The organism is Chryseobacterium sp. SC28 (assembly GCF_003932955.1).
Lineage (GTDB): Bacteria > Bacteroidota > Bacteroidia > Flavobacteriales > Weeksellaceae > Epilithonimonas.
The window spans coordinates 1-22,961 of sequence record NZ_QOVY01000006.1 but is presented as its reverse complement, the minus strand read 5'-3'; the positions used below and the strand labels follow the sequence as shown (position 1 = coordinate 22,961).

Sequence of the window (22,961 nt, the reverse complement as noted above, 5' to 3'; positions counted from 1 at the left end):
ATGAGAATCAAGGATTTTGATAACATTTTAAAATATTTACCTGTCTTACTTCTTTGTCTTTATATAGGATATTTAGGTAGAGATCATTTTATAAATAAGGGAGCGGATGATTTTGCAGTCAATCTTATTTTTTGGTTTTATTTTGGGTTTGCCATTATAGGTTTTGCGACTCTAAATATATTTCTTGACCCAATAGTAAATTGGACAGTAAAACGTTTTTTAAACAATTCAAAATCCAAATTAGTTGAAAAACAAGAAGCTGAACCAAAGGATATTCAAATAGTTAGCTCGACAGAGAAAATAGCAAATCCAGTTGAAAACAATGCAGATACAAATGTAATACGTAAAGCTCAGCAAGAGAAAAAAACACAACAAGACCAAGAAAAATTGCAAATCGCACTTAATTATACCAAACAGAAATTTGCTCTGTATGTTTCAGACGAGGATTTGAAAGTATTGTGTGATTATATTATTCTCTATTCAGAAAAGCAAAGTTTTGAGCATATTCAACTTGTTAAAATCAAAGAATTATCAACGCTTGACCTTTATCACTTCGGTTGGAATTTATGGAATCATTTTAAAATAGGTCAGCAAATTGAAATTGCCAGTTTTCTAAAACATTTATTTGCTGAATCATTGAAAGAAGTTGAAATTGATACGATAAAAAGTCATTTAAAAGATGATCCCAAAAAAGGACTAATTACAATCAAAGAATCCCTCTCTGATTAATAAAAATTACAAAACATAGTGTTTTGTGTGTGATTCCTCTGTGATTGCGTGTTTATCGTCATCACAGAGGAATCACTTTATATTATTGCACCATAACAATCATAAACGATACATATGGATGCAAACGAAATCAACTTTGAAAACCTGCCAAAAGCAGTCGCACATTTGGCAAATGAAATTGCCGAAATCAAATCAATTGTAGAGCAAAATCAAGTTCGTGCAATTCCTACAAAGAAAATTCCTATTGACATTTCCGAAGCCTGTAAAATAATCGGTAAAGCAAAACCGACAATTTATACGCTTGTTCGGGAAAGAAAAATTCCATGTTACAAAAGCGGAAAGAAACTCTATTTTTTTGAAGATGAACTTTTAGAATGGATATCTAAAGGCAAAAAGAAAACCATTCAAGAGATAGAAGCTGAAGCGAGAGCGAATTATAAGAGTCTAAAATAATTCTGATGGATTTGCCACAAAAACGTTATCAAACTGAATCAAGTTCTGTTACCGTATTTGATAAGGTGATTAAGTACCTGAATCACAAATATCAAGTCCGATACAATGAAATTGCTTTGGAATTTGAAATTCGCACTGAAGATGAAGATTGGGAAGAATTGAATATCAATTCCTTGTTTATTGAATTGATTCAATCAGGAATTAACGTCACTATAAATAAGTTGGAAATTTTACTGAAAAGTCATTTGATAGAGAAATACAATCCTATTCAAAATTACTTTGAAAATCTCCTAAAATGGAACGGTGAAAATCATATCCAAAAATTAGCGAATTACATAACAACGACTGACGATGAATCATTTCAAAATCATTTTGAAAAATGGTTGACAAGAGCCGTTTTGTGTTCGCTGAATAGAGGATATGTCAACAAACAATGCTTGGTTCTATTCAATACCAAACAAAATTCTGGAAAAACAAGTTTTCTGAGATTCCTGATTCCAACCGAACTAGAAAAATATTACACCGAAGATATTGGAATTGATAAAGATGGATTGATTTCACTTTGCAAATCTTTGATCATCAACATTGATGAACTTTCTGTGATGTCAAAAATTGATGTGAATACGCTGAAATCTTTCATTTCCAAAAACACCATTAATGCAAGATTACCTTATGATAGAAAATCTTCATTAATGCACAGAACCGCTTCATTTTGTGGCTCAACCAACCGCTCCGATTTTTTGACAGATGAAACAGGAAGCGTTCGTTGGCAGATTTTTGAAGTTCTGGAAATCAATTTCAATTATTCTAAGGAAATCAATATTAATCAAGTTTGGGCTCAAGCATATTTCAATGCTTTTGAAAGGAAAAATTACAATCCGGAACTCACTGCCGAAGATATTTTGGAAAACGAGAAACGGAATGAAAAATACAAGCAAGTCAGTTTAGAGCAGGAAATTATTCTCACTCATTTTGAGAAATCGGATAGTAAAAATGAATTCCTCACAGCAACGGATATTATGTTGGCGATGAACAATGCATTGGGAGTTCGGTTAAACATTATAAAAATAGGAAAAGCATTAACGGTCTTGAATTATGAACGGATAAAACATTCCAAAAGGCAAGTCTATGGTTATTTAATCAAACGAAAAATCGAAGAATCAAAAAACGAAAATTAAAAATCGACTTACCTCAATTACCAACTTACCTAAAATATTTGAAAACCTTGATGAATAATAGATTCTAAAAAAGGTAATAATAAAATTTTCTCTTACCTAAGTTACCCATAAATAACAAAGGGAGAGGTAATGAGGTAAAGAAAGGTAACTACTAAAACCTCCTAAAACACTTTCTGACAAAGACTTTGGTAAAAAGGTAAGAAGATTCAGTAAAAACTTACAAAAACATAAAAAAATGAACTGCAAACAATTTAACACTATACCATTGGAAGAAGTCCTCCTTTCTCTCGGACACCTTCCCACGAAACACAATGAAAAAGAAGCATGGTTTCTGAATCCGTTCGGAACAGAAACCCATGCCTCTTTTAAACTTGATAAAAAACAAAATGTTTGGTATCTCCATTCAGAAGGAATAGGAGGAAACAATACCGACTTTATGAAAAAATATCTGAATATTTCCGTAAAAGAAGTTTTGGAATGGGCAGAAAAACAGAATTTTTCTTCTTTTCATCCGCAAACCAAAATTCCACAATCGGATACGAATCTAAAGCCCAATAAAAATTATCAAATCACCGAAATAAAAGAACTTCAAAACGAAAATTTGATGAACTATCTGCAACAAAGAGGACTTTCGGAAATGGTGTATCCGTTAATAAGGGAAGTGCATTTCAAAATAGGCGATAAAAACCAAAATCTGTACGCTATTGGATTTGAAAACAATTCCGGAGGTTAGGAACTCAGAAATTCATTTTACAAAGGTTCGGTTTTGAAAAAGGATGTTTCTGTTATTCGTCTTAATCAAGAGTCAGATGACCGATTCAACAACAAAAATGTAGTCGTTTTTGAAGGATTTATGGATCTATTGTCTTTTGTAGAAATGAAAAGGTTTTTCAAAGGAGATGTATTGGTGATGAATTCAATTGCCCTTTTGAATAAAACCAAAGAGCATCTGAAGAACTATTCTGAAATCCATTTGTTTTTGGATAATGACCAAGCCGGGAAAGTTTGTAAAGATGAAATTTTAAAAACATTTCCCAAGGCAAATGATTGTTCCGAAATCTATTCCGAACATAAAGACTTGAATGAATTTTTAATTGAACGAATCAAAAAAGAATCCGAAATCTTACATCAAAAAGAGCAGAATGAACAACAACAAAATGTTCAGGGTTTTAAACGAAGAAGATGAAAAACTTAGAAGTAGATAAATTTAACCTGTCAAAAATAATACAAGGTTTGTGGCTAAATAAAATACATCGTAATAGGTGGCTAAAAATACTACAGGGTATATGTTTTTTACCAACTACCCGCAGAAGTTAGGAGCTCATTCGCAACTTTGAAGGTCGTTTCCCTCCCAACAAAGTTGCTGCTTCGCCCTGCGGGGCTTTAACCTGAGTAAATTGAATACAAGTAATAAGACGAATTTGATAAGATAGTACCCAATATTTATAACCCCAATTATTGAGCATAAATATTTGTTTAACCTGTATAAAATGAATACAGGTTGATTAAACTACCTGCGTAAAAAAGATACAGGTACATCTCAAACCTGCATAAAATAGTTATAGCTTTCAATACTTACAGCCTTATATCATTTAACAAATATACATTGATTTAAAAACACAAATACATAATTGTATGAAGACATCCATTAATTTCAAGGCAGCAAAATCCGATTCTGAAATCCATAATTTCAGGAAGAAGACTTTTGAATATATCCGCAAAGATTTAACTCCCAAAAATGAATACTGGATGGAACAGAAAATGGCAGACCGGCTTCAAAAAATTGAAACCTACTGCAAAGAAAAATCCAGAAGAAAGTTGCAGAAGAACGCTATTCCGATTCGTGAAGCTGTAGTTGTAATTAAAGAAAATACTACTATGCAGGATTTACACAATTTATCAAAACGATTGGAAGGGGAATTAAAAATCAGAATTTTCCAAATCACCATTCATAAAGACGAAGGACATTACGATAAAGATACCAAAGAATGGAAACCGAATTATCATGCCCATTTGGTAGCAGACTGGCAAGATTTGCAAACAGGAAAAACATTAAAGCATCAATCCTTTCACTATTCCAAAATGCAGGACATCACCGCAGAATGTCTGGGAATGGAAAGAGGTAAGTCCAATACAGGAATACGACGATTGGAAGCTATTGAATTTAAGATCAAGCAAAAAGAAGAAGATCTGAAGGCTTTGGAAGAAAGACTTAATGAAATGAAAACTGAAATAGGCTCCAAGAAATTTGAAGAACTAATCGTGAAAGAACCGGATTTTTTAGGTTTTCAGAGAGTCAAAACAGAGAAGACGATTAAGAATTATGAAAAGATATTTAAAGTCTATAACACCCAACTTCTAAAAAACAAAACGGAATTGGAAGCCAAAACAAAACAGATTGAAGAACTCAACACTAAAATTGAAAGCTTAAGGAAGGAAGTTCGTCTTCTCAAAAACAAAAGTTCCATTCTATTGACAGATGAAAAGACTTTTGCTTTTGAAAAGAAAAAATATCTGGATTCGGTGCAAAATACTCTTGAAAAAGCAATCAGGTTCGAGAAGCTTAATCCTAATTTTAAGATAGAAACCCATAAACAAATGCTTGCGGAACTGACCAAAATTGCCAAGAAAATCTCAAAAGAAAACAACATCCCTTCTTCTGCTTTCAAGGAGATTTTTAGCGATCCGAATAAAACAGCTCAATTTTTTACACTTATGAGATTTGGAGATTATGAAGTCAGACAACAAAAAGAAGGAAAGACACAAATAAAAACAGATAGTAAACCAGAACAGCAAGAAGAATCAGAAAAAAGAAGAGGATTTAGGAGGTAAAGTAGGTCTAAATTACATAGCATACACCTAAATCGCCGTCAGATTAAGTATTGACTAATTCAGATTAATTCTTTTTTAATTTGAACTCTGCTGATCCTCTTTCTTCATACTTATCCATCTCAGCTTTTCTTTGCTTTATAAAATCTGTTGGCCGGATGCCGTTGATTTCCTGAAAAAGGTCTGAAAAATTTTGACGGGAAGCTATGCCACATTCATCTGCTAATCCTTGAACTTTTATTTGCAAATAATATGGGTTTTCATACATAAGTCTGGTAATGTAATTAATACGAAGTGTTGAGAGATATTTGCTAAAATTTATTCCTTTTACATCATTGATGTATTGTGATAGATAATATTTGTTTGTATGTAGAATATTTGCCAGCCTGTCAATAGTTAGTCCATTTTCTTTAAAACCTTCATTGGTCTCAAACTCTCTTAGCTTATTTTGTAAATCAGAAAATACCTCCTCATTTAGTATAGACTTCCCATGGCTTGAAAGGTTTTCATACGATAGTGAAACCGGTTTTATTTGCTGGTTTAACTGGTTTTCTAATTCAAGATATTTTAATTTTATCTGTTTCCCATTCTTATAAAATTTCCAAGCTAATAAAGCAATTATAAGTAATACTGCAATAAGTATTACTATGGTTCCAAATCCCCATTTATTACTAGCTTCTAATCTAGTTTTTGATTCTTCTAAGATTTGCTTATCATAGTCTTTATGGATTTTTTCAGACAAATATTTAAAATCTCTGTTAAGAATACTATCTGCTTTCAGAAGTTTTTTGGAGTACTCAAGCTCCTTTTCCGAATCCTTTCGATTTTGGTAATATTTGATTAGAAAATTATAATTTTCAAAAAGTTCAGGAACAATAAATTGTCTTTTCTGAAAAATAGAATCTACTTTCTCAAATTGTTTAATTGCTAAATCTTCTTTTCCCAATCCTAAATAACTCTTTCCGATGTAGAACTCTGAGACAGAAGACCAATAGAAATCATCATTTTTATTCAAAATGGGTAAACTTTTTTGCAGAAGTATAATGGCAGAATTATAATTCTTATCGTGATATTCAGAAATTCCTTTGCATTTTGTTAGATAAGCTTTTTCTGAAGAAAATTCGTCAATTTTTGAAAAACGAAGTCCTGCATCAATAATTGAATCTGCCTTCTTGTAATCTTTTATATTTCTATAGCATACCGCAATTTGGTGTAAGCTGTTAAGATAGCCTCTTTCTACATTGCGTGTTGCGCCAGATTCCAATTTTTCTTTTGATTTGGGTTCAAAATAAGAAATGCATTCGTTAAAATGTTCAATGCCTTCACTGTAGTATCCCAGATAACTCTTCACTAATCCCATTTGATAGACAATCTTATATTTAAGATAATCATCCTTACTGTCCTTAGAATATTGGTAAGCTTTTAAATATTCTGCCAGTGCAGATTGGTAGTTTTTATAATAGAAATAGTACAAACTGCCTTTCAGCAGGTAAACTGTAGAAATCAGTTCCTTATCATCTGCTCTTTGCGCAGTAACTATGGCGCTATCGGCATAGTTTATTTTTAGTCTTTTATCTTTAGAATAAAAAGTAGCATCTCTATATCCTTGGATTTGTTCAACTAAATTATTTTCGAGTTTTGCTTTTTGAATATAGAGATTTATCCCTTTTAATGCGGTTATATCATTTTCTTTCTTTTTGTCATATGTGCTTCGTATATCCTCAAAACTATGTTGCCCGTGTATTTTTCCAGAAGAAAAAAACAAAGACAAATAAAAAAAGTAAAGAAATACTTTTCTATATAACACTCCTGTCAAAATTATTAGTTAATAAGTACAAATTTAAATAAAACAGCTAAAAAATCATTAAACATATAAATTATTTATAATTAATATAAATAATTTATAAAATTCAGATTATCAGCTTGTTAAAATTAAAAAACCGTCCTAATTTCTTTTTTATGACGTCCCTATCTGTCAATTTCCATTTGAAGACCTGCTTTTTTAGGAAAAGCCATTTTACACAGATAATTTAGCCACAGAATTCAATCACAAAATCTCCCGGCGCCGGGATAAACTTCAAAAAAAATTATTATGAAAAAGTTTATCTCTTGGGTATCAGCAATTGCTGTATTTGTTTCAGTGATTAATTGTAGAGAAGCAGAAGAATTAACAACAATTCCTGATGAAATACAAAATCAGTCAATGTCTGCAAAAGTAAAAAAAGATTCTACTGGGATTAATCCCACATCCAATGAATCTAATTCGTTAGAGGAACAAGAAAGCGACCCACCTCCGAAGAATGATGAAATTAAGTGGTAATGAAAAATTATGGAAAATATGTATTATCAAATAATAATCTGGTTCTTATTACTTGTTTCAGGGACATCTCGCTTTATTTAAACACAAACTAATAAAATTTTTTATGATTTGCAGTCAAGAAAAGACTCAATTCAAGAATACAGAAAAAAAGTTGTAGTAGAAAAAGTTTTTTTCTAACTAAGCTCAGAATGATTTTCACATTTAGTGTTTATAGGTGCACATAGAATTCTAAATGTCTAAATACAGCTTTCTTTAAAGCAAAAACTAAATTTTTAACTTTCCAAAATTTATTACTATGGAAAAGAAAAATCACAAATTTCAAGAACTAACAAGTAAAATGGAAGTTCTAAAACAAAATGAAAAAGGGCAGTTGAAAGGGGGATTCTCATCAACTCCAAATTCTTTACTTCCCGTAGAAGCCGTGAACGATTATTGTAATAACAATAAGTGCACGGGAACAGGTGGTGAAAACTACAAATGCAGTAATACTGGTTGTAGTTAAAATTTGTCTAATCTAGCGGGGTTTTCTACCCCGCTTTAATAAAATTTAATATGAAACCGAGCTTTTACAATTCATTTTTCCCATATCAAAACAAAATTATTGGATATAATGCTTTAAGTGATGAATTTATAATAATTGAACAAGAACTGCATAACATTTATATTGCCGGAGTTAATCATAATAATATTGATGATTTAAATGATATTCACGAGGACTTTTATAATTTTTTAATTGAAAAAAAATTTCTGATAAATGATGATTTTGATGAGTTAAATTATATTAAGAATTTACAAAATATCATTGATAATAATGAGCATAGTTATCATCTTATCATTAATCCTACAATGAATTGTAATTTTAAATGTTGGTACTGTTATGAAAGCCACATAAAAGGCTCTAAATTATCAAATGAAACTATTGTTTCTATAAAAAAATTCATTTCCAATATTATTACAAATCAATCAATTAAGCATTTACATATTTCGTGGTTTGGTGGAGAACCTCTTTTATATTTTGATGTTATTAAAGAGATTTTAGAATATACCAACTCTGAAATTCAGAAATCGGACGAGATAACTTTTGATTCAAGTTTCACTACCAACGGTCTATTAATTACAGATGAAATTATTGATTTTTGTATTGACAATAATGCAATAGATTATCAAATAACATTGGATGGTGACCAAGTTCGACACGATAATGTCAGGTTTGTATCGAAAAACAAAGGTAGTTACTATAAAATAGTAGAGAATATATTAAAAATTGCTCAGAAAGATTTTATAGTAAATGTTCGAATTAATATTTCTGAAGATACAATAGATGGTCTTAAAAATATTGCAGATGATTTTGTGAATAAGAATGGTCTAGAATATAAGAATATGGTTTTTTCCTTTCAAAAAGTATGGCAGGAAAAAGCGGAAATTGATGATAAAATTGATGAAGCTATTAAATATTTCAGGAGTCTTGGGCTCAAAGTTAACTATATTGGAGGTAGAACCGATACATTAAGACACTCTTGCTATGCGGATAAGATTAATCAAGCAACTATTAACTACAATGGAGAAGTTTTTAAATGTACTGCTAGAGATTTTAATGATAATAATAAAGAAGGTGAGTTAGATAATAATGGTAATATTCTTTGGAATGAAAAGCAGGATGCAAGATTAAATTCTAAATTTAAAAATAAACCTTGTTTGAGTTGTAAAATTTTACCATTGTGCAACGGTGGATGTTCCCAAAGCGCACTAGAAAATATTGATAAAGATTATTGTGTTTTCGGATTTGATGAAAATAAGAAGCAAGATGTTATCTATCAAAAATTTCTTGAGAAGGTTATCTATGTCTAAATATTTATTAAAATTTAGGTTTGATAGTAAACTCTAAAAAAGTTTTTATGTAATTTAAAAGAAAAATTAAAAAAAAAAATGGAAATTAAAAGATTGATTTATTTGTCCGCATTGATGTGTTTTTGGCTTCTACCAGCCCAAACTCATAGATATGTATATGAACTAAAATATAAATTAGATTCCACACAAGAAGAGCATTCCAAAAGATTAATGGTTCTAGATATTAATCCTAAAGATACTAAATATTATGACTACAATTTTTTAGTAAAAGACTCTATTAATAAAGCTACTAATTCCCAAAATACGAACTGGACTAATCAAATACCCATTAGCAGAAAAAGAAATTCAAATAAAAATATGAATTATCAGATTATCGAATTTCAAATATATTCATATCTAACAAATGATGAAATCAAATGGACTTTATCTAATGAAACACAAGTTTATTCTGACCTTGAAATCCAAAAAGCAACTACCAATTTTGGAGGAAGAAAATGGGTTGCGTGGTTTACAAAACAAATACCATTTTCAGAAGGTCCCTATAAATTCCAAGGGTTGCCCGGATTAATAATATTATTAAGGGATTCTCAAGACCAATATCTCTTTTCATTGGTACAAAATAAAAATCTTAAAACAACCTACGATACTTCAAATTTTTTGGAAGAAAGATATGGTAATAAACCACTATTTGTAACAGAAAAAATATTTGTCAGTAAAGCATTAGAGTATTTTAATGACCCTTATCATGGTATAAGGGAAAATTTAAGAAACGGCAATACTACCTATGAAGAGAATGGTGTAAAATATTCAAATGCAAATGAGTTGGTACCATTGATAAAGAAGGAGCAGAATTTTATACTCACTCATAATAACCCTATTGAAATAAGTAAGGCTATTAAATATTCTAAAAAATAATTCTGTAATAAAGCGTATAAAATGTTTCCTTGTAAACTCTAGAAAAAATATGAAATTTCAATTTTTTGCCCAACACGACCAAATGGACTGCGGTCCTGCTTGTCTGGCTATGGTGTCTTCACATTATGGCAAAGACTTCGGTTTGCAATATCTTCGGGATAGAAGTTTTATCACTAGGGAAGGTGTATCATTGTTGGGAATAAGCGAAGCAGCAGATAAAATAGGATTTAAAACTATTTCAGCAAAGTTAAAAACTGGAGATTTTGATAAAGAATTACTCCCTTGTATCCTTCACTGGAATCAAAATCATTTTGTAGTTCTCTACAAAATCAACAAAAACATATTCACAGGAAAACCAGTCTATAAAGTTGCAGACCCGGGACACGGTTTTGTTTCATTATCTGAGGAAAAATTCAAAAAGTCTTGGCTTTCAGACGGAGAGAAAGGTGTTGCTCTTTTTTTAGAACCTACAGAAGAATTTTACAAGCAAACACCGCCGGAAGAGGAAAAGCTTTCAATAAGATATTTGCTAAAGTATCTGAAGCCTTATAAAAACCAGATGCTTCAGCTATTTTTTCTTTTATTACTGGGAACACTTACCACTTTGATTTTTCCCATTCTTACACAAAAGCTGATAGATGATGGAGTTAGCAAAAAAGACCTATCTGTCATTTCCTATATCTTATTAGCCCAATTGGCATTCTTCTTTGGAAATATCATTTTTGGTATTTTCCGCAATTGGATTATGCTTGTTGTCGGTACAAAAATCAATATCCAGATTATTTCGGATTTTTTAAAGAAACTATTAAAACTTCCAATAAAGTTCTTTGACACCAAATTGATGGGGGATTTCAACCAGCGTATTCAAGACCACGAACGCATTGAGAATTTCCTTACTTCTCAAAGTCTTCTCACGTTGTTTTCTATCATTACGTTTTCTGTATTCTTTGGAGTGTTGTGGTATTATGATTTCAGGATATTGGCAGTTTATATCGTTTTGACCGTAGTTTCTATAGTATGGTCGCTCTATTGGATGAAAAAAAGAAAAATATTAGATTATTTTCGATTCCAGCAAAGAAGTGAGAATCAGGAGTCCATTTACGAAATCATCAATGGCGTTTCCGAAATGAAACTTAACCAATTTGAGGATTTCAAGCGAAGAGAATGGGAGCACATTCAGCAAAAGCTTTTCAAAATTAATATCCGTATTCTAAAATTAGACCAGATACAGCTTTCAGGTTTTGAGTTCATCAATCAATTTAAAAATATCGTCGTTACATTTCTAGCTGCTTCGTTTGTCGTAAAAGGACATATGACACTGGGAGCATTGCTCAGTGTTTCATATATCATCGGGCAAATGAATTCGCCTGTAAGTCAGTTGATTTCATTTTTCCGTTCTTTACAGGATGCCAAACTAAGTTTATCAAGATTGAACGAAGTACAAAATCATCCGGAAGAGGAACAGAAAAATCAGGTTTCATTATTTAGTCCTAAATACACAGATCAAAACGGTATAGAGAAAGGGATTTATTTCAAAGACGTTTCATTCCAGTATGAAGGTCCGCAGTCATCTTATGTTTTAAAAGATATTAATCTATTTATTCCGGAAGGAAAAGTGACTGCCATTGTCGGAGCCAGTGGAAGTGGTAAAACAACCTTGATGAAAATGCTTTTAAAATTTTATGAACCTGTTTCCGGAGAAATTAATTTTAATCATCTTAATATCAAAGATATTTCGCCATTAGATTTGAGAAAAAACTGTGGTGTGGTGATGCAGGATGGTTTTATATTTTCTGACACTATCGAAAGAAACATTGCTACAAGTGATGAAAATATAGATTATAAAAAACTTGAAAAAGCATTACACACCGCCAATATCAAATCTTTTGTTGAGGAATTACCTTTGGGTTTAAACACAAAAATAGGAGCTTCAGGAAATGGGATTTCGGGTGGACAGAAACAGAGAATACTAATCGCAAGAGCAGTTTATAAAAACCCTAATTTTATTTTCTTTGATGAAGCTACTTCCGCATTGGATGCCGAAAACGAAAAAATAATCCACGATAATCTTCAATCCTTTTTCAAAGGGAAAACGGTAATTATTGTAGCTCACCGATTAAGCACCGTAAAAAATGCCGACCAAATCATTGTCCTGAAAAACGGAGAAATTACAGAGCAAGGCAATCATCAAAGTCTTGTTAAAAGAAAAGCAGATTATTATAATCTTGTAAAAAACCAGTTGGAACTGGGAAATTAACCGTCCTAATTCGTAAATTTGGGTAAAAAGAATTATAGAATATGATTTTTAAACATTCATTCATACTATATTTACAATAACAGCTCTCTTTTTGGGGGCTGTTATGTTTAAAGGTTTATGGGAAACTGTAAAAAAAATAGTTTTAAATAACTATCTTTATAGTTGAGTGATAGGATTCTTAATGAAATATAACACCAATGAAAATAGAATTACAAAGAAGATACTACATTTTTGTTCGTATAAATATATTTTTACAAATTTTTAATAATTTCATATGAAAATAAATTCTATCCATATACAAAACTTCAGAAAACTGCAATCCTGTAAAATAGATTTTTCCGAAAAAGAGACAATTTTTGTTGGAGCAAATAATAGTGGTAAAACGACTGCTATGGATGCATTGATGATTTTCCTTAAAACAAAAAGTTTCAAAACCCAAGACTTTACACTCTGCCATTGGAAAAGTTTAAATGAAATTGGAGAAAACTGGATTAAAGCAGATGAACTAAAGGAAGAGGACAAGTCTGTAAAACTATTAGAACAATACCTTCCGATATTGGATTTATGGATTAAAGTCGAGAATTCGGAACTTCACTATGTAAGCCATATGATTCCTACTTTAGATTGGGAAGGAGGCTTATTAGGTATAAGGTTACGATTTGAACCTAAAGACATGGATGAATTAATAAAAGAATTCATAACTCTTTATAACAAATCGAATAAGCTATCACAAGAAAAGGGAAAAGACTTTAAGCTATGGCCAAAAACATTTTGGGATTTCTGTGAACGTAAACTTAATGCTCATTTCACAATCAAAACTTATCTGCTTGATCCTGATAAGTATGAGGAAAAGCAAGAATTATTAGATAATAATATAGCTTTAGATGGAGATGTTTTAAAAGGTCTAATTAAAATAGATATTATTAATGCTCAAAGAGGATTCAGTGATGCAAATTCAGAAACTATTGAAAGTAATAGTAGGAATTTATCTTCACAATTAAGGGCTTATTATGATAAGCATCTTAATCCAACATTAGAGCCAACCGAAAAAGATATTGATGCATTAGAGTCAATCAATAATGCTCAAGATGATTTTGATAAGAATTTAAAAGAAAGTTTTAAAACATCTCTTTCAGAGCTTGAAGGATTGAATTATCCTGGATTTGGGAATCCTCAAATTCAATTATCAACTAAAGTTTCAACGGCTGATGGTCTACAGCATGATTCAGCGGTAAAATATTATCTTGATAAAGATTTATCGTTGCCTGAAAAGTATAATGGGTTAGGATATCAAAATCTCATATCAATCATTTTCAAATTAATACGTTTCAGAGACGAATGGATGAGAGTCGGTAAAAATGCAATAACTGACGATGAAGTTATAGAACCATTGCATTTGATTTTGATAGAAGAACCAGAAGCTCATTTACATGCTCAAGTGCAACAGGTTTTTATCAAAAAGGCTTATGAGGTATTGCGAAATAATGTGAATTTAAAAGATAATAAAGATTTTACAACGCAATTAGTTATTAGTACGCATTCCAGCTACATTGCTCACCAAAAATTTGAAAGCTTAAGATATTTTAAAAGAAATAATTCTTTAGCTCTTCCTACATCAGAAGTGATTAGTCTAAAATCAGTTTTTGGCAAAAAAGATAAAGAGACCGAAAAATTTGTGATTCGATATCTGAATACTACACATAACGATTTGTTTTTTGCTGATGCTGTTATTTTAGTAGAAGGTCCTGCCGAACGAATTCTCGTACCACATTTCATAAAGAATGAAAATTGTTTGTTGGATAGTTGTTATGTAACAATTTTAGAGATTGGCGGAAGTCATGCACACAGATTAAAACCCTTGATTGAAAAATTAGGTTTGATCTGTTTGGTTATTACTGATGTTGATTCTGTCAATCCAAATGACAATGGCAATAAATGTCAACCTGAATTAGGAAAGAGCTATAAAACAAATAATGATACTTTAAAGAAATGGCATCCGCAAAAAGAATCTTTAGATGAATTGTTGAATTTAAGCTCGGATGATAAAATAATGAAAGATTTACCGATTAGAGTAGCCTATCAAAAAGCAATCGAATTTGACAATGACGGTGACAAAATCATTGTTTATCCCTACACATTTGAAGACGCATTGGTTATTGAGAACAAGGAGAGCTTTATAGCTATTACAGATGCTACAGGTCTTTTGAAAAAGATGGTAGAGGCTTCCAAGAAAGATGATTTGAAAGAATTCGTAAAAGACACATACACAATCATTAACGATAAACAAGCCAAAAAAGCAGAATTTGCTTTGGATATATTATATTTTGAAGATCCTAAAAAGATAAAAACTCCTTCTTATATAAAAGAGGGATTAGACTGGATTGAAGAACAATTAAAAAGTAACAAACAAGGATTAATCAACTAAACATAAATCTAATGGCTGAATATACTAATGAAATAGATGCTCCAGTTGATGATGTGATTTATGAAAGTATTAAACCATCATCCCACCAAAGCTATTTTCTTTTTGCAGGAGCCGGTTCAGGAAAAACAAGAACACTTGTAAATGTCTTGGCTCGCTTTAAAGAGGAATTTGGACAGGAGTATAAATTAAGAAATAAAAAAATTGCAATCATTACCTATACTAATGCAGCTGCCGATGAAATCACTCATAGGTTGGAATATAGTTCAATATTTAATGTTAGTACAATTCATAGTTTCTGTTGGGAATTAATAAAAAGTTTTACTCCCGATATTAAAAACTGGATAAAGAGTAATTTAGTTGTTGAAATAGCTGAATTAGAAGAGCAACAATCTAAAAGTAAAGATTTAAACAATAAGACATCTATTGGAAGAGCTAAAAAAATAGAATCCAAAAATAAAAGGCTTGCTTCTCTCGATGCTATTCAAAAGTTCATTTATAACCCCAATGGAGATAATTTAACGAAAGATTCTTTAAATCATACGGAGGTAATTTCCATTACTGCTGATTTTATTAAATCAAAAGACTTGTTCAAACAAATCTTAATAAATAAGTACCCTGTTATCCTTATAGACGAAAGTCAGGATACTAAAAAGGAGTTAATAGATGCATTATTTGAACTTCAAAATCAATATGAAGAAAGACTTTCATTAGGATTGTTTGGCGATACGATGCAAAGAATTTATTCAGATGGAAAAGAAAATTTAGGAATAGGGTTACCAGAAAAATGGGTTAAGCCTGCGAAAAAAATGAATCACCGTTCAAAATCAAGAATAATTGACCTTATAAACAAAATTAGAGCAGATATAGATGGTCAAGAACAATTTCCACGTATTGAAAATAAAGGTGGAACTGTTAGATTCTTTGCTATTTCTCGCACAAAGGATAAGTTCGAAACAGAAGAATTGATACACAAAAAAATGCAGGAAGCAACAAAAGATGATAAGTGGAACAAGAATGATTCTGAGGTTATGATTTTAACATTGGAGCATCACATGGCTGCAAGGAGAATAGGATTCTCCAACTTCTTTGCACCTCTTTATGCTGTTGATAGGCTGAAAACAGGTTTGTTAGATGGCACTTCATCTTCTATTAATTTATTTTCGAAAACAGTTCTGCCTTTATATAAGGCTCATCTTAAGAAAAATAAATTTGAGATTGCTAATATCATAAAACAGCATTCGCATTTAATAGATAAGCAGACATTACAAAATGATGCTAATAAATTAGAATTATTACATACCGTAAATGATAAGGTCAACGAATTATTGTCTTTATGGAATGAAGATAATAATCCTACGTTAATAGAGATACTAAAAAAAATACAAAAAACCAATTTGTTTAAAATTCCACCCATACTAAAAGTGGTTTTGAAAAGAGTTGATGTTGATTCAGATGTTGAGATTGAAGATGATGAAACAACGGAAGATGACGAGGTTTTGATAGCCTGGGAAGAAGCATTAAAAGCCAATTTTGCTGAGATAGTAAAGTATAATGAATATATCAACGAAGAGTCGAAATTTGGAACGCATCAAGGTGTTAAAGGATTAGAATTTGAGCGTGTTATGATTATTATCGATGATGAAGAATCAAAAGGGTTCATGTTTAGCTACGATAAATTATTTGGACTAAAACCACTCACAAATACCGATAAGAAAAACATAGATGAAGGTAAAGAAACAGGTATAGATAGAACGATGCGACTGTTTTATGTGGCTTGCAGTAGAGCTAAAGAGAGTTTGGCAATAGTTGCCTATACAGATTTACCAGAAGATTTAAAGAAAAATGTTATTAGTAATGGGTGGTTTGGCGATGATGAAGTAGAAGTTATCTTATAGTTTTATGAATGATATTTCTAACGAACATATTAACACATTCCGCTCCTTATTTAAAGGTCGTGAAGACGTGTTTGCTGTTCGTTGGGAGAAATCAGGAAAGTCAGGCTATATGCCAGCCTATCAATATGACCCGTATCACTATCGGGTACACAAAATGAATGGCGGAACATTTACAAATTATCCGCATAAAACCTATCTGCCACTTACCGAGAACGAAATTCAAAAACACTTAAACGGTGTTCAACAAATTGGAGCTTATCCATTATTGCAAGACAATACATCTTGGTTTTTGGTAGCGGATTTTGACAAGCAAAACTGGAAAGAAGAAGCGGTATATTTCTTAAATGCTTGCAGAGAGAAACATATTCCTGCCTATTTGGAACGTTCCCGTTCTGGAAATGGCGGACACGTTTGGATATTTTTTGAGAAGCCTTATCCTGCAATCCGAAGCAGAAAAATTTTCATCTCCATTTTAGAGCAATCGGGAGTGTTTTCAATGTTTGACAAAAGTTCAAGTTTCGACCGATTATTTCCAAATCAGGATTTTCTTTCTGGAAAAGGTTTGGGTAATCTGATTGCACTGCCATTTTTCAAACCAGCAATGGACAACGGTAACAGTTGCTTTATCAATCCTGAAACTTTTGAGCCTTATCCCGACCAATGGCAATTCTTGAATGAAATTGAAAGGGTTTCGATTGAAATGTTGGATAAATTATTTGAGGAAATTTCAACAATACAAAATTTACCAATTGCTAAAAACCATAATGGCAAACTATCTATTACACTTCAACAAAATATTCTCATTCAAAGAGATGGGTTAACAACTCCACTAATCAACTTTCTGAAAGAGGAATTGAATTTTGCCAATTCAGAGTTCTTTATCAAGAAGAAATCGGGCAAAAACACTTTTGGCACAGAACGATATTTTAAACTCGTTGAAGAAACGGAAAATGAAATCATTATTCCGAGAGGATTTATTGGAAAATTGCTTCGATTTTGCAAAGAACAAAATCTGGAATTTGATTTTCAAGACAACCGAAAACTTAAAGAAGAAATCCCATACTCGTTCAATGCTACGTTGAGAAATCATCAGAAAAAAGTTATTGAAACTATTTCAAAAAAAGATTTTGGCGTTATCGTTGCTCCGCCGGGTTCGGGTAAAACGATAATGGGGTTGAAGATTATTGCAGACAAAAAGCAATCTTCCCTAATCGTTGTACATCGCAAACAATTATTAGAACAATGGCAAGAACGAGTTCAGGCTTTTCTCGCTATTCCGAAACACGAAATCGGCATTATCGGTCAAGGGAAAGTGAAAATAGGCAAGCAAATTACCATAGCGACTATCCAAAGTTTACCGAAGCAAATAGAGCAACTCCAAAATCAATTCGGAACTATTTTAGTGGATGAATGTCATCATATTCCTGCCGAAACTTTTCGTAATACGATTGAGAAATTAAATACATTTTATCTCTACGGATTGACGGCAACTCCGTTTAGAAAATACAATGACGACAAACTGATTTTTGCTTTTATAGGAGATGTCATTTCAGAAGTTACAAGCAATGAAATTGAAAATTTCAAACACGCTCAAATCATTGTCAGAAATACTAATTTGGATGTTCCCTTCAATTCCAAAACGGATAATTTTGAAACACTTTCAAAGATTTTAGTTCACGATTCGGAAAGGAATAAACTCATTCTGAATGACATCAAAAACGAACTTTCCAAAGGAAAGCGAATTGTTATTATCACAGAGAGAAAGGAACACATTGATACGCTTTATCTTTTTCTGAAACAGTCTTATGAAGTCGTTACGTTAAGTGGAGATGATTCCGATGCCAACAGAAAATCTAAATGGCAAACTTTACAACAAGGCAATTTTCAGGTATTGATTACCACTGGACAATATTTTGGAGAAGGTTCGGATTTGTCGAATATCAGCTCCTTGTTTTTGGTATATCCGTTTTCTTTCAAAGGCAAGCTAATTCAGTATATTGGACGTGTGCAACGGTCGGAAATCAACCCAATTATACACGACTATCGGGACATCAAAATTGACTACCTAAACAAGCTGTTTTTAAAACGGAATACGTATTATCGTCAAATAACCAAACAAGCAAGTCTGTTTGATGAACCAACCGAATTTTCTCCTGAAAGACAAAGTTTGGATGTTGAAAAGCAAATTAAAGTCCCCATAGAAGATTTAGATTTCAGATACGGCAATATTGGCTTTGAGTACATTGATAAACCAAACAACAAACGATTTGATTTTGAAATCGAAAACGAAGAATTCAGACCAGAATTTGAAGTTTTGAAACCTTATTTCATCAAGGTTTTGAAATCAAAAATGGTTAATATTGATATTTATGCCGAAATTGAAAATGGAGTGATTTTGTCGCAATTAGCTACATCATCCGACATTGAAAACATCAATAAGGAAATTGTAGAGAGTGTCAAATTTCAGTTTCTGAACAAAAGTTTTATCGGTCAAATTCCGACATCGGTACAAAATATTCTTACTACGAATGAACTCCCCAAAAATCAAAACATTTACAGCGATGCTGAAAATATTTTAGAAGATTTATTGAAAGGAAAACAGTACAAACATTCACAGCACATCCAGTTTTTAGCCGAAAAACACGAACGAAATGTTATGAAACTACGGTTTGTTCTACAACCTTTTTCATTTGTCTTTTTGTTAGTAGGAGAACAAAATTATCACATCATTTTAGAAACATTAGACACCGAAGAAGCAACCTATATCTGGCATACAGAAAAAAACAAATCGGTACTGATTGACACCATAAAACTAATAGACAAAGAACTGAACATCATTAGAGAGAAAGGACGGCAAGCCTATTTGGAAACCAATCCAAAAAACTTTTCAAGAATTGTCCACGACTACTCCGACAACAATAAGGGATTTACAATTTGGAAAGGGTTGTTGGAGGAATGTATATGTTAAACTCTATATTTTTATATTGATTAAGTGTTAATAAAAATAAAGAAAAATATGGGAAAAACGAACAATGAGAACTTAATTGTTATGATATTTGAGATAGATATGCAAGCTGAATATTTTTTGAAATTTTCAATTTGATAGACAACAAAATATATAATTAGGATAAACAATCAAACGGAAAAGCTAAATTTAACGACAAGTAAATTCAATAATGATAAGACAGTAAAGTTTTGCTCTCTTTTTTCATAAATGAATATCTGCATTACTTTAAATGGTAAATTTGTGGTATGAGCAAATTGGTTAAAAATATATCTATTGTTGTAAATTTTTTGATTCTAGGAGTATCATTTTTATGGGCAAAAAAAACAGATTTTGATTATGAACCTATAATTATATGTTTGGGGCAAATTTTAGCTCTAACTGTCTTGCTTTTTGGTGACAAGATTTATAATAAATTTAGAATCAAAAATATTTCTGAATCAAAAATAAATATAGACACAAACGAGAATGATGATGCAGAATATAATATTTCTAAAATTAAAAAAAATTCTGAAATCAATATTAATAAGAGATAATGTTTGATTTATTTGGGAAACTATTCGGTAACAATAAACAAAATCAAGGTAAAATTGATATAAAGGATGTTAGTCAATCTACTATTAATGTTTTACAAGTAGATAAACTTGACCTTTCTTCATTTATCAATAGTCCCTATCAGAATGTTATTATTGGAAATTCGATACGGAAAAATTCCTTATCAACCTTAAGTAATAATTTAAGTTATCGGAACAAAACCGTTGAAGGTATTGCAAAAAATTGGGAAAATAAAGTTTGGCTAAATATACAAGGCGGTTTTGATACGGGCAAAACCCAACTTTCATTATTAATAGAAAAATATTTACCTCTTGAAAGCATATTAAATTACAATTTTAAAGAGATTTCAATTTTGGAATTTCACAATATTATTGTTTTAATTTTTAATCAAGTTCTTTCTCAAAATACAAACGTTTTTTCTAATAATGAAAAAGGTAAACTAATAATTTTAGATGACCTTCCAGAATTTGGAATGGACGAAAATGTAAATCTACTATTTATCCAATTTATAGAATACTGCAAAGCAAATAACATAAAAGTTCTTTCTACGTCAAATTATAAGATTCATTCAAAAATTGTCAAAGGTATTACTAATGATTTTTTAGAACTACAAATTCCCTTACTTACGAAAGAAGAAATTGAAGAAATAATTTTAAGTTATAGGAATGATAATAATCATAAACGATTTTCTACAATTATAGAAGTAATATCATTAGGTTATCCAATATATGTTCAAATTATTTGCAAATATTTAGACTTGAATAATTGGAACATTTCAGACGAAAATTTAATGGATTTTATTTCTGGTAAGCCTTTTGACGAATTGGATGACGAAACCTATCAAAAATTGTTTAACTCTACTCAAGACGAAAACTCCAGAGAGTTATTATATAGACTTAACATAGTTTCTGGAATGATTACCAACGAAATAATAGAAATCGTTAGCAACATTAAGCCAATTATTCATAAGCCCTTTGAAAAACTTAAAAACTTAAATGGATGCTGGTTACAAAAAAACAGTGATTCTACTTTTTTTATTTCGCCCTTAATAAAAAGGTTGGGAAGTAATAATGTTGCCGTAGAAACACGAAAAGAAATTAATAACACTTTAGCCAAGAATATTTTACAGAAAAAAACAATTTCTCAATTCGAGGGGCAAAGTGCAATGTCATATTTTTTAATCGGAGAATCTTTTGATGACGCAGGAATTGTAATGACAATGGGACTACAAACCTATTTTACAAATCCCGAAATATATTTGGGTTCTTTATTTCAATCATTATGGTTTGGTTCTGATTTGCCTAACGAAATGAGTCCATTGATTAAATTGTCTATTAGGTCACTACAACTTTATATCTGTAATGATTTGCAATTCAAGAAAGACAATAGATACAATCAAAATAATAGAAATTTTATTCGAAACCATTTAGAAACAATTTTACAAAACGATATAGAATTAGTCCCGATAGAGGTTGCTAGCATTGCTTATTTAATGCTTTTTAGAAGCTATTTGCAAGAAAATGATGTAAAACAATCATTATATTTTCTTATAAAATTAAACGAAAGTTCTTTCAGAACTCCAGATAAAGCAGATGAGGTAGTTACTGCTAATTTCTGGTCAATATTAGACAAAACAAGTGAATTAGAAGAAATCGAGGCTTGGTTTGGAACTTTTGATGTAATCGGCAAACAGGAAATCGACTACGATAAAAATTTGATTCATCTTTTTTCAAGGAGGTTGATTGACAACATAAATGAGAAAAATAAAGATAATTGGAGAGAAACAATTAAAATTTTAGAATATATCATTCAAGAATGCAACACAAGAAAATTAGAATTGTTGCGTGCTTATTCAAGTAAATCAAAAATCTTTATTCTTGCCGACAAGTATAAGGATATGAATAAAACAGAGGTATTTTATAATGAAATAAAAAATTCTTTCTCCAATCCAGAAGCAGTATTTATTATTAAAGATGAATTCGGACGGCAACAATTTTATTCTGGAGATAAAGAAAATGCTTTAATAGCTTTACTAGAAATAGAAGATGTCGATATATTGTCTCAAACAAAATTAGACACTTATATCACTATTGCTAAAATTTTTGGTGAAAAAGATAAAAACATTGCACACACATATACAAACAAGGCTTTTGAATATGCCGACAATAATAAAGATTTAAAACTATCGAAACTTACATTGGCAAAATTGATGGCAGAATATGCCACCTCATTTTGGTTTTTAGGAGATTCAAAATCAGCAATATATAAATTATCGGAAGCATACGAATATTTGCTAAAGTCATATAAAGAAACCGACTTGTTCGACGAAATTGATGATTTTAATATTGTTGTTATAAGAATTGGAAGTATTTTAAATTTTATATATCAGTCTTTAGTTTATGGTAAGCCCCCTGATAAAGTTGCTGATGGTTCAGATTATCTGTAATCTTCCCCAAAAATAGGAATATTTAAAAATATAGTTTTTAATTTGGAAGACTATGAAAAACAGTAAATTTTCAGAAGTTCAGATTATTAAGATATTATCTGAACAAA

At 31.0% G+C, this 22,961-nt stretch carries 17 protein-coding genes; 16 read left to right on the top strand and 1 reads right to left on the bottom strand.

Annotation, left to right across the window (positions count from 1 at the left end):
* The 6 genes from DTW91_RS12835 to DTW91_RS05115 all read left to right on the top strand — a co-directional run bounded on the left by DTW91_RS12835 (position 1) and on the right by DTW91_RS05115 (position 5,192).
* Complete coding sequence (locus tag DTW91_RS12835; protein WP_125202323.1) at positions 1 to 729, top strand: hypothetical protein; 729 nt, start codon at positions 1 to 3, stop codon at positions 727 to 729.
* Positions 730 to 843: 114 nt separating this feature from the next.
* Entirely contained in the window at positions 844 to 1,182 is a 339-nt protein-coding gene (locus DTW91_RS05135; protein WP_125202322.1) for a helix-turn-helix domain-containing protein, read from the top strand.
* Positions 1,183 to 1,187: 5 nt separating this feature from the next.
* Positions 1,188 to 2,360 (top strand): VapE domain-containing protein, encoded by a 1,173-nt coding sequence (locus DTW91_RS05130; RefSeq protein WP_125202321.1) that lies wholly within the window; start codon positions 1,188 to 1,190, stop codon positions 2,358 to 2,360.
* Positions 2,361 to 2,595: 235 nt separating this feature from the next.
* Positions 2,596 to 3,093 carry a hypothetical protein gene (locus DTW91_RS05125; RefSeq protein ID WP_125202320.1) on the top strand — a complete coding sequence of 166 codons (498 nt, stop codon included), beginning with the start codon at positions 2,596 to 2,598 and terminating at the stop codon, positions 3,091 to 3,093.
* Positions 3,094 to 3,126: 33 nt separating this feature from the next.
* Entirely contained in the window at positions 3,127 to 3,546 is a 420-nt protein-coding gene (locus DTW91_RS05120) for a toprim domain-containing protein (RefSeq protein ID WP_125202319.1), read from the top strand.
* Between the two features lie 449 nt (positions 3,547 to 3,995).
* On the top strand, positions 3,996 to 5,192 hold the full coding sequence (locus DTW91_RS05115; RefSeq protein ID WP_125202318.1) for a hypothetical protein: 1,197 nt from the start codon (positions 3,996 to 3,998) through the stop codon (positions 5,190 to 5,192).
* A 64-nt stretch (positions 5,193 to 5,256) separates the two neighbouring features.
* On the opposite strand, the gene DTW91_RS05110 is transcribed toward DTW91_RS05115, so the two are convergent.
* Positions 5,257 to 6,996, bottom strand: a complete 1,740-nt coding sequence (locus tag DTW91_RS05110) for a helix-turn-helix domain-containing protein (protein WP_228412661.1) — start codon at positions 6,994 to 6,996, stop codon at positions 5,257 to 5,259.
* Positions 6,997 to 7,281: 285 nt separating this feature from the next.
* Between DTW91_RS05110 and DTW91_RS05105 the strand changes: the two genes are divergently transcribed.
* The 10 genes from DTW91_RS05105 to DTW91_RS05060 all read left to right on the top strand — a co-directional run bounded on the left by DTW91_RS05105 (position 7,282) and on the right by DTW91_RS05060 (position 22,854).
* Complete coding sequence (locus DTW91_RS05105; protein WP_125202316.1) at positions 7,282 to 7,509, top strand: hypothetical protein; 228 nt, start codon at positions 7,282 to 7,284, stop codon at positions 7,507 to 7,509.
* Between the two features lie 295 nt (positions 7,510 to 7,804).
* Positions 7,805 to 8,011 (top strand): hypothetical protein, encoded by a 207-nt coding sequence (locus DTW91_RS05100; RefSeq protein WP_125202315.1) that lies wholly within the window; start codon positions 7,805 to 7,807, stop codon positions 8,009 to 8,011.
* Positions 8,012 to 8,061: 50 nt separating this feature from the next.
* Complete coding sequence (locus DTW91_RS05095; RefSeq protein WP_125202314.1) at positions 8,062 to 9,357, top strand: radical SAM/SPASM domain-containing protein; 1,296 nt, start codon at positions 8,062 to 8,064, stop codon at positions 9,355 to 9,357.
* Positions 9,358 to 9,435: 78 nt separating this feature from the next.
* Positions 9,436 to 10,272 (top strand): GLPGLI family protein, encoded by an 837-nt coding sequence (locus DTW91_RS05090; RefSeq protein ID WP_125202313.1) that lies wholly within the window; start codon positions 9,436 to 9,438, stop codon positions 10,270 to 10,272.
* 49 nt (positions 10,273 to 10,321) lie between these two features.
* Entirely contained in the window at positions 10,322 to 12,529 is a 2,208-nt protein-coding gene (locus DTW91_RS05085) for a peptidase domain-containing ABC transporter (RefSeq protein WP_125202312.1), read from the top strand.
* A gap of 274 nt (positions 12,530 to 12,803) precedes the next feature.
* Positions 12,804 to 14,954 carry an ATP-dependent endonuclease gene (locus DTW91_RS05080; protein ID WP_125202311.1) on the top strand — a complete coding sequence of 717 codons (2,151 nt, stop codon included), beginning with the start codon at positions 12,804 to 12,806 and terminating at the stop codon, positions 14,952 to 14,954.
* An 11-nt stretch (positions 14,955 to 14,965) separates the two neighbouring features.
* A complete protein-coding gene (locus tag DTW91_RS05075; protein ID WP_125202310.1) occupies positions 14,966 to 16,849 on the top strand; it encodes a UvrD-helicase domain-containing protein in 1,884 nt (627 codons plus the stop codon).
* Between the two features lie 4 nt (positions 16,850 to 16,853).
* A complete protein-coding gene (locus tag DTW91_RS05070; protein WP_125202309.1) occupies positions 16,854 to 19,817 on the top strand; it encodes a DEAD/DEAH box helicase in 2,964 nt (987 codons plus the stop codon).
* A 284-nt stretch (positions 19,818 to 20,101) separates the two neighbouring features.
* Positions 20,102 to 20,389: a hypothetical protein gene (locus DTW91_RS05065; RefSeq protein WP_125202308.1), complete on the top strand. Its 288-nt coding sequence runs from the start codon at positions 20,102 to 20,104 to the stop codon at positions 20,387 to 20,389.
* A complete protein-coding gene (locus DTW91_RS05060; RefSeq protein WP_125202307.1) occupies positions 20,389 to 22,854 on the top strand; it encodes a hypothetical protein in 2,466 nt (821 codons plus the stop codon). The genes DTW91_RS05065 and DTW91_RS05060 overlap by 1 nt, the downstream gene beginning before the upstream one ends.
* Positions 22,855 to 22,961 lie beyond the last annotated feature (107 nt).

What these genes read in the sequence shown, in the direction of transcription:
- DTW91_RS05090 (WP_125202313.1), top strand. Translation starts at nt 9,436, where the DNA reads ATGGAAATTAAAAGATTGATTTATTTGTCCGCATTGATGTGTTTTTGG.
- DTW91_RS05065 (WP_125202308.1), top strand. Translation starts at nt 20,102, where the DNA reads ATGAGCAAATTGGTTAAAAATATATCTATTGTTGTAAATTTTTTGATT.
- DTW91_RS05085 (WP_125202312.1), top strand. Translation starts at nt 10,322, where the DNA reads ATGAAATTTCAATTTTTTGCCCAACACGACCAAATGGACTGCGGTCCT.
- DTW91_RS05125 (WP_125202320.1), top strand. Translation starts at nt 2,596, where the DNA reads ATGAACTGCAAACAATTTAACACTATACCATTGGAAGAAGTCCTCCTT.
- DTW91_RS05115 (WP_125202318.1), top strand. Translation starts at nt 3,996, where the DNA reads ATGAAGACATCCATTAATTTCAAGGCAGCAAAATCCGATTCTGAAATC.
- DTW91_RS05070 (WP_125202309.1), top strand. Translation starts at nt 16,854, where the DNA reads ATGAATGATATTTCTAACGAACATATTAACACATTCCGCTCCTTATTT.
- DTW91_RS05100 (WP_125202315.1), top strand. Translation starts at nt 7,805, where the DNA reads ATGGAAAAGAAAAATCACAAATTTCAAGAACTAACAAGTAAAATGGAA.
- DTW91_RS05135 (WP_125202322.1), top strand. Translation starts at nt 844, where the DNA reads ATGGATGCAAACGAAATCAACTTTGAAAACCTGCCAAAAGCAGTCGCA.
- DTW91_RS05060 (WP_125202307.1), top strand. Translation starts at nt 20,389, where the DNA reads ATGTTTGATTTATTTGGGAAACTATTCGGTAACAATAAACAAAATCAA.
- DTW91_RS05105 (WP_125202316.1), top strand. Translation starts at nt 7,282, where the DNA reads ATGAAAAAGTTTATCTCTTGGGTATCAGCAATTGCTGTATTTGTTTCA.
- DTW91_RS05075 (WP_125202310.1), top strand. Translation starts at nt 14,966, where the DNA reads ATGGCTGAATATACTAATGAAATAGATGCTCCAGTTGATGATGTGATT.
- DTW91_RS05130 (WP_125202321.1), top strand. Translation starts at nt 1,188, where the DNA reads ATGGATTTGCCACAAAAACGTTATCAAACTGAATCAAGTTCTGTTACC.
- DTW91_RS05080 (WP_125202311.1), top strand. Translation starts at nt 12,804, where the DNA reads ATGAAAATAAATTCTATCCATATACAAAACTTCAGAAAACTGCAATCC.
- DTW91_RS05095 (WP_125202314.1), top strand. Translation starts at nt 8,062, where the DNA reads ATGAAACCGAGCTTTTACAATTCATTTTTCCCATATCAAAACAAAATT.
- DTW91_RS12835 (WP_125202323.1), top strand. Translation starts at nt 1, where the DNA reads ATGAGAATCAAGGATTTTGATAACATTTTAAAATATTTACCTGTCTTA.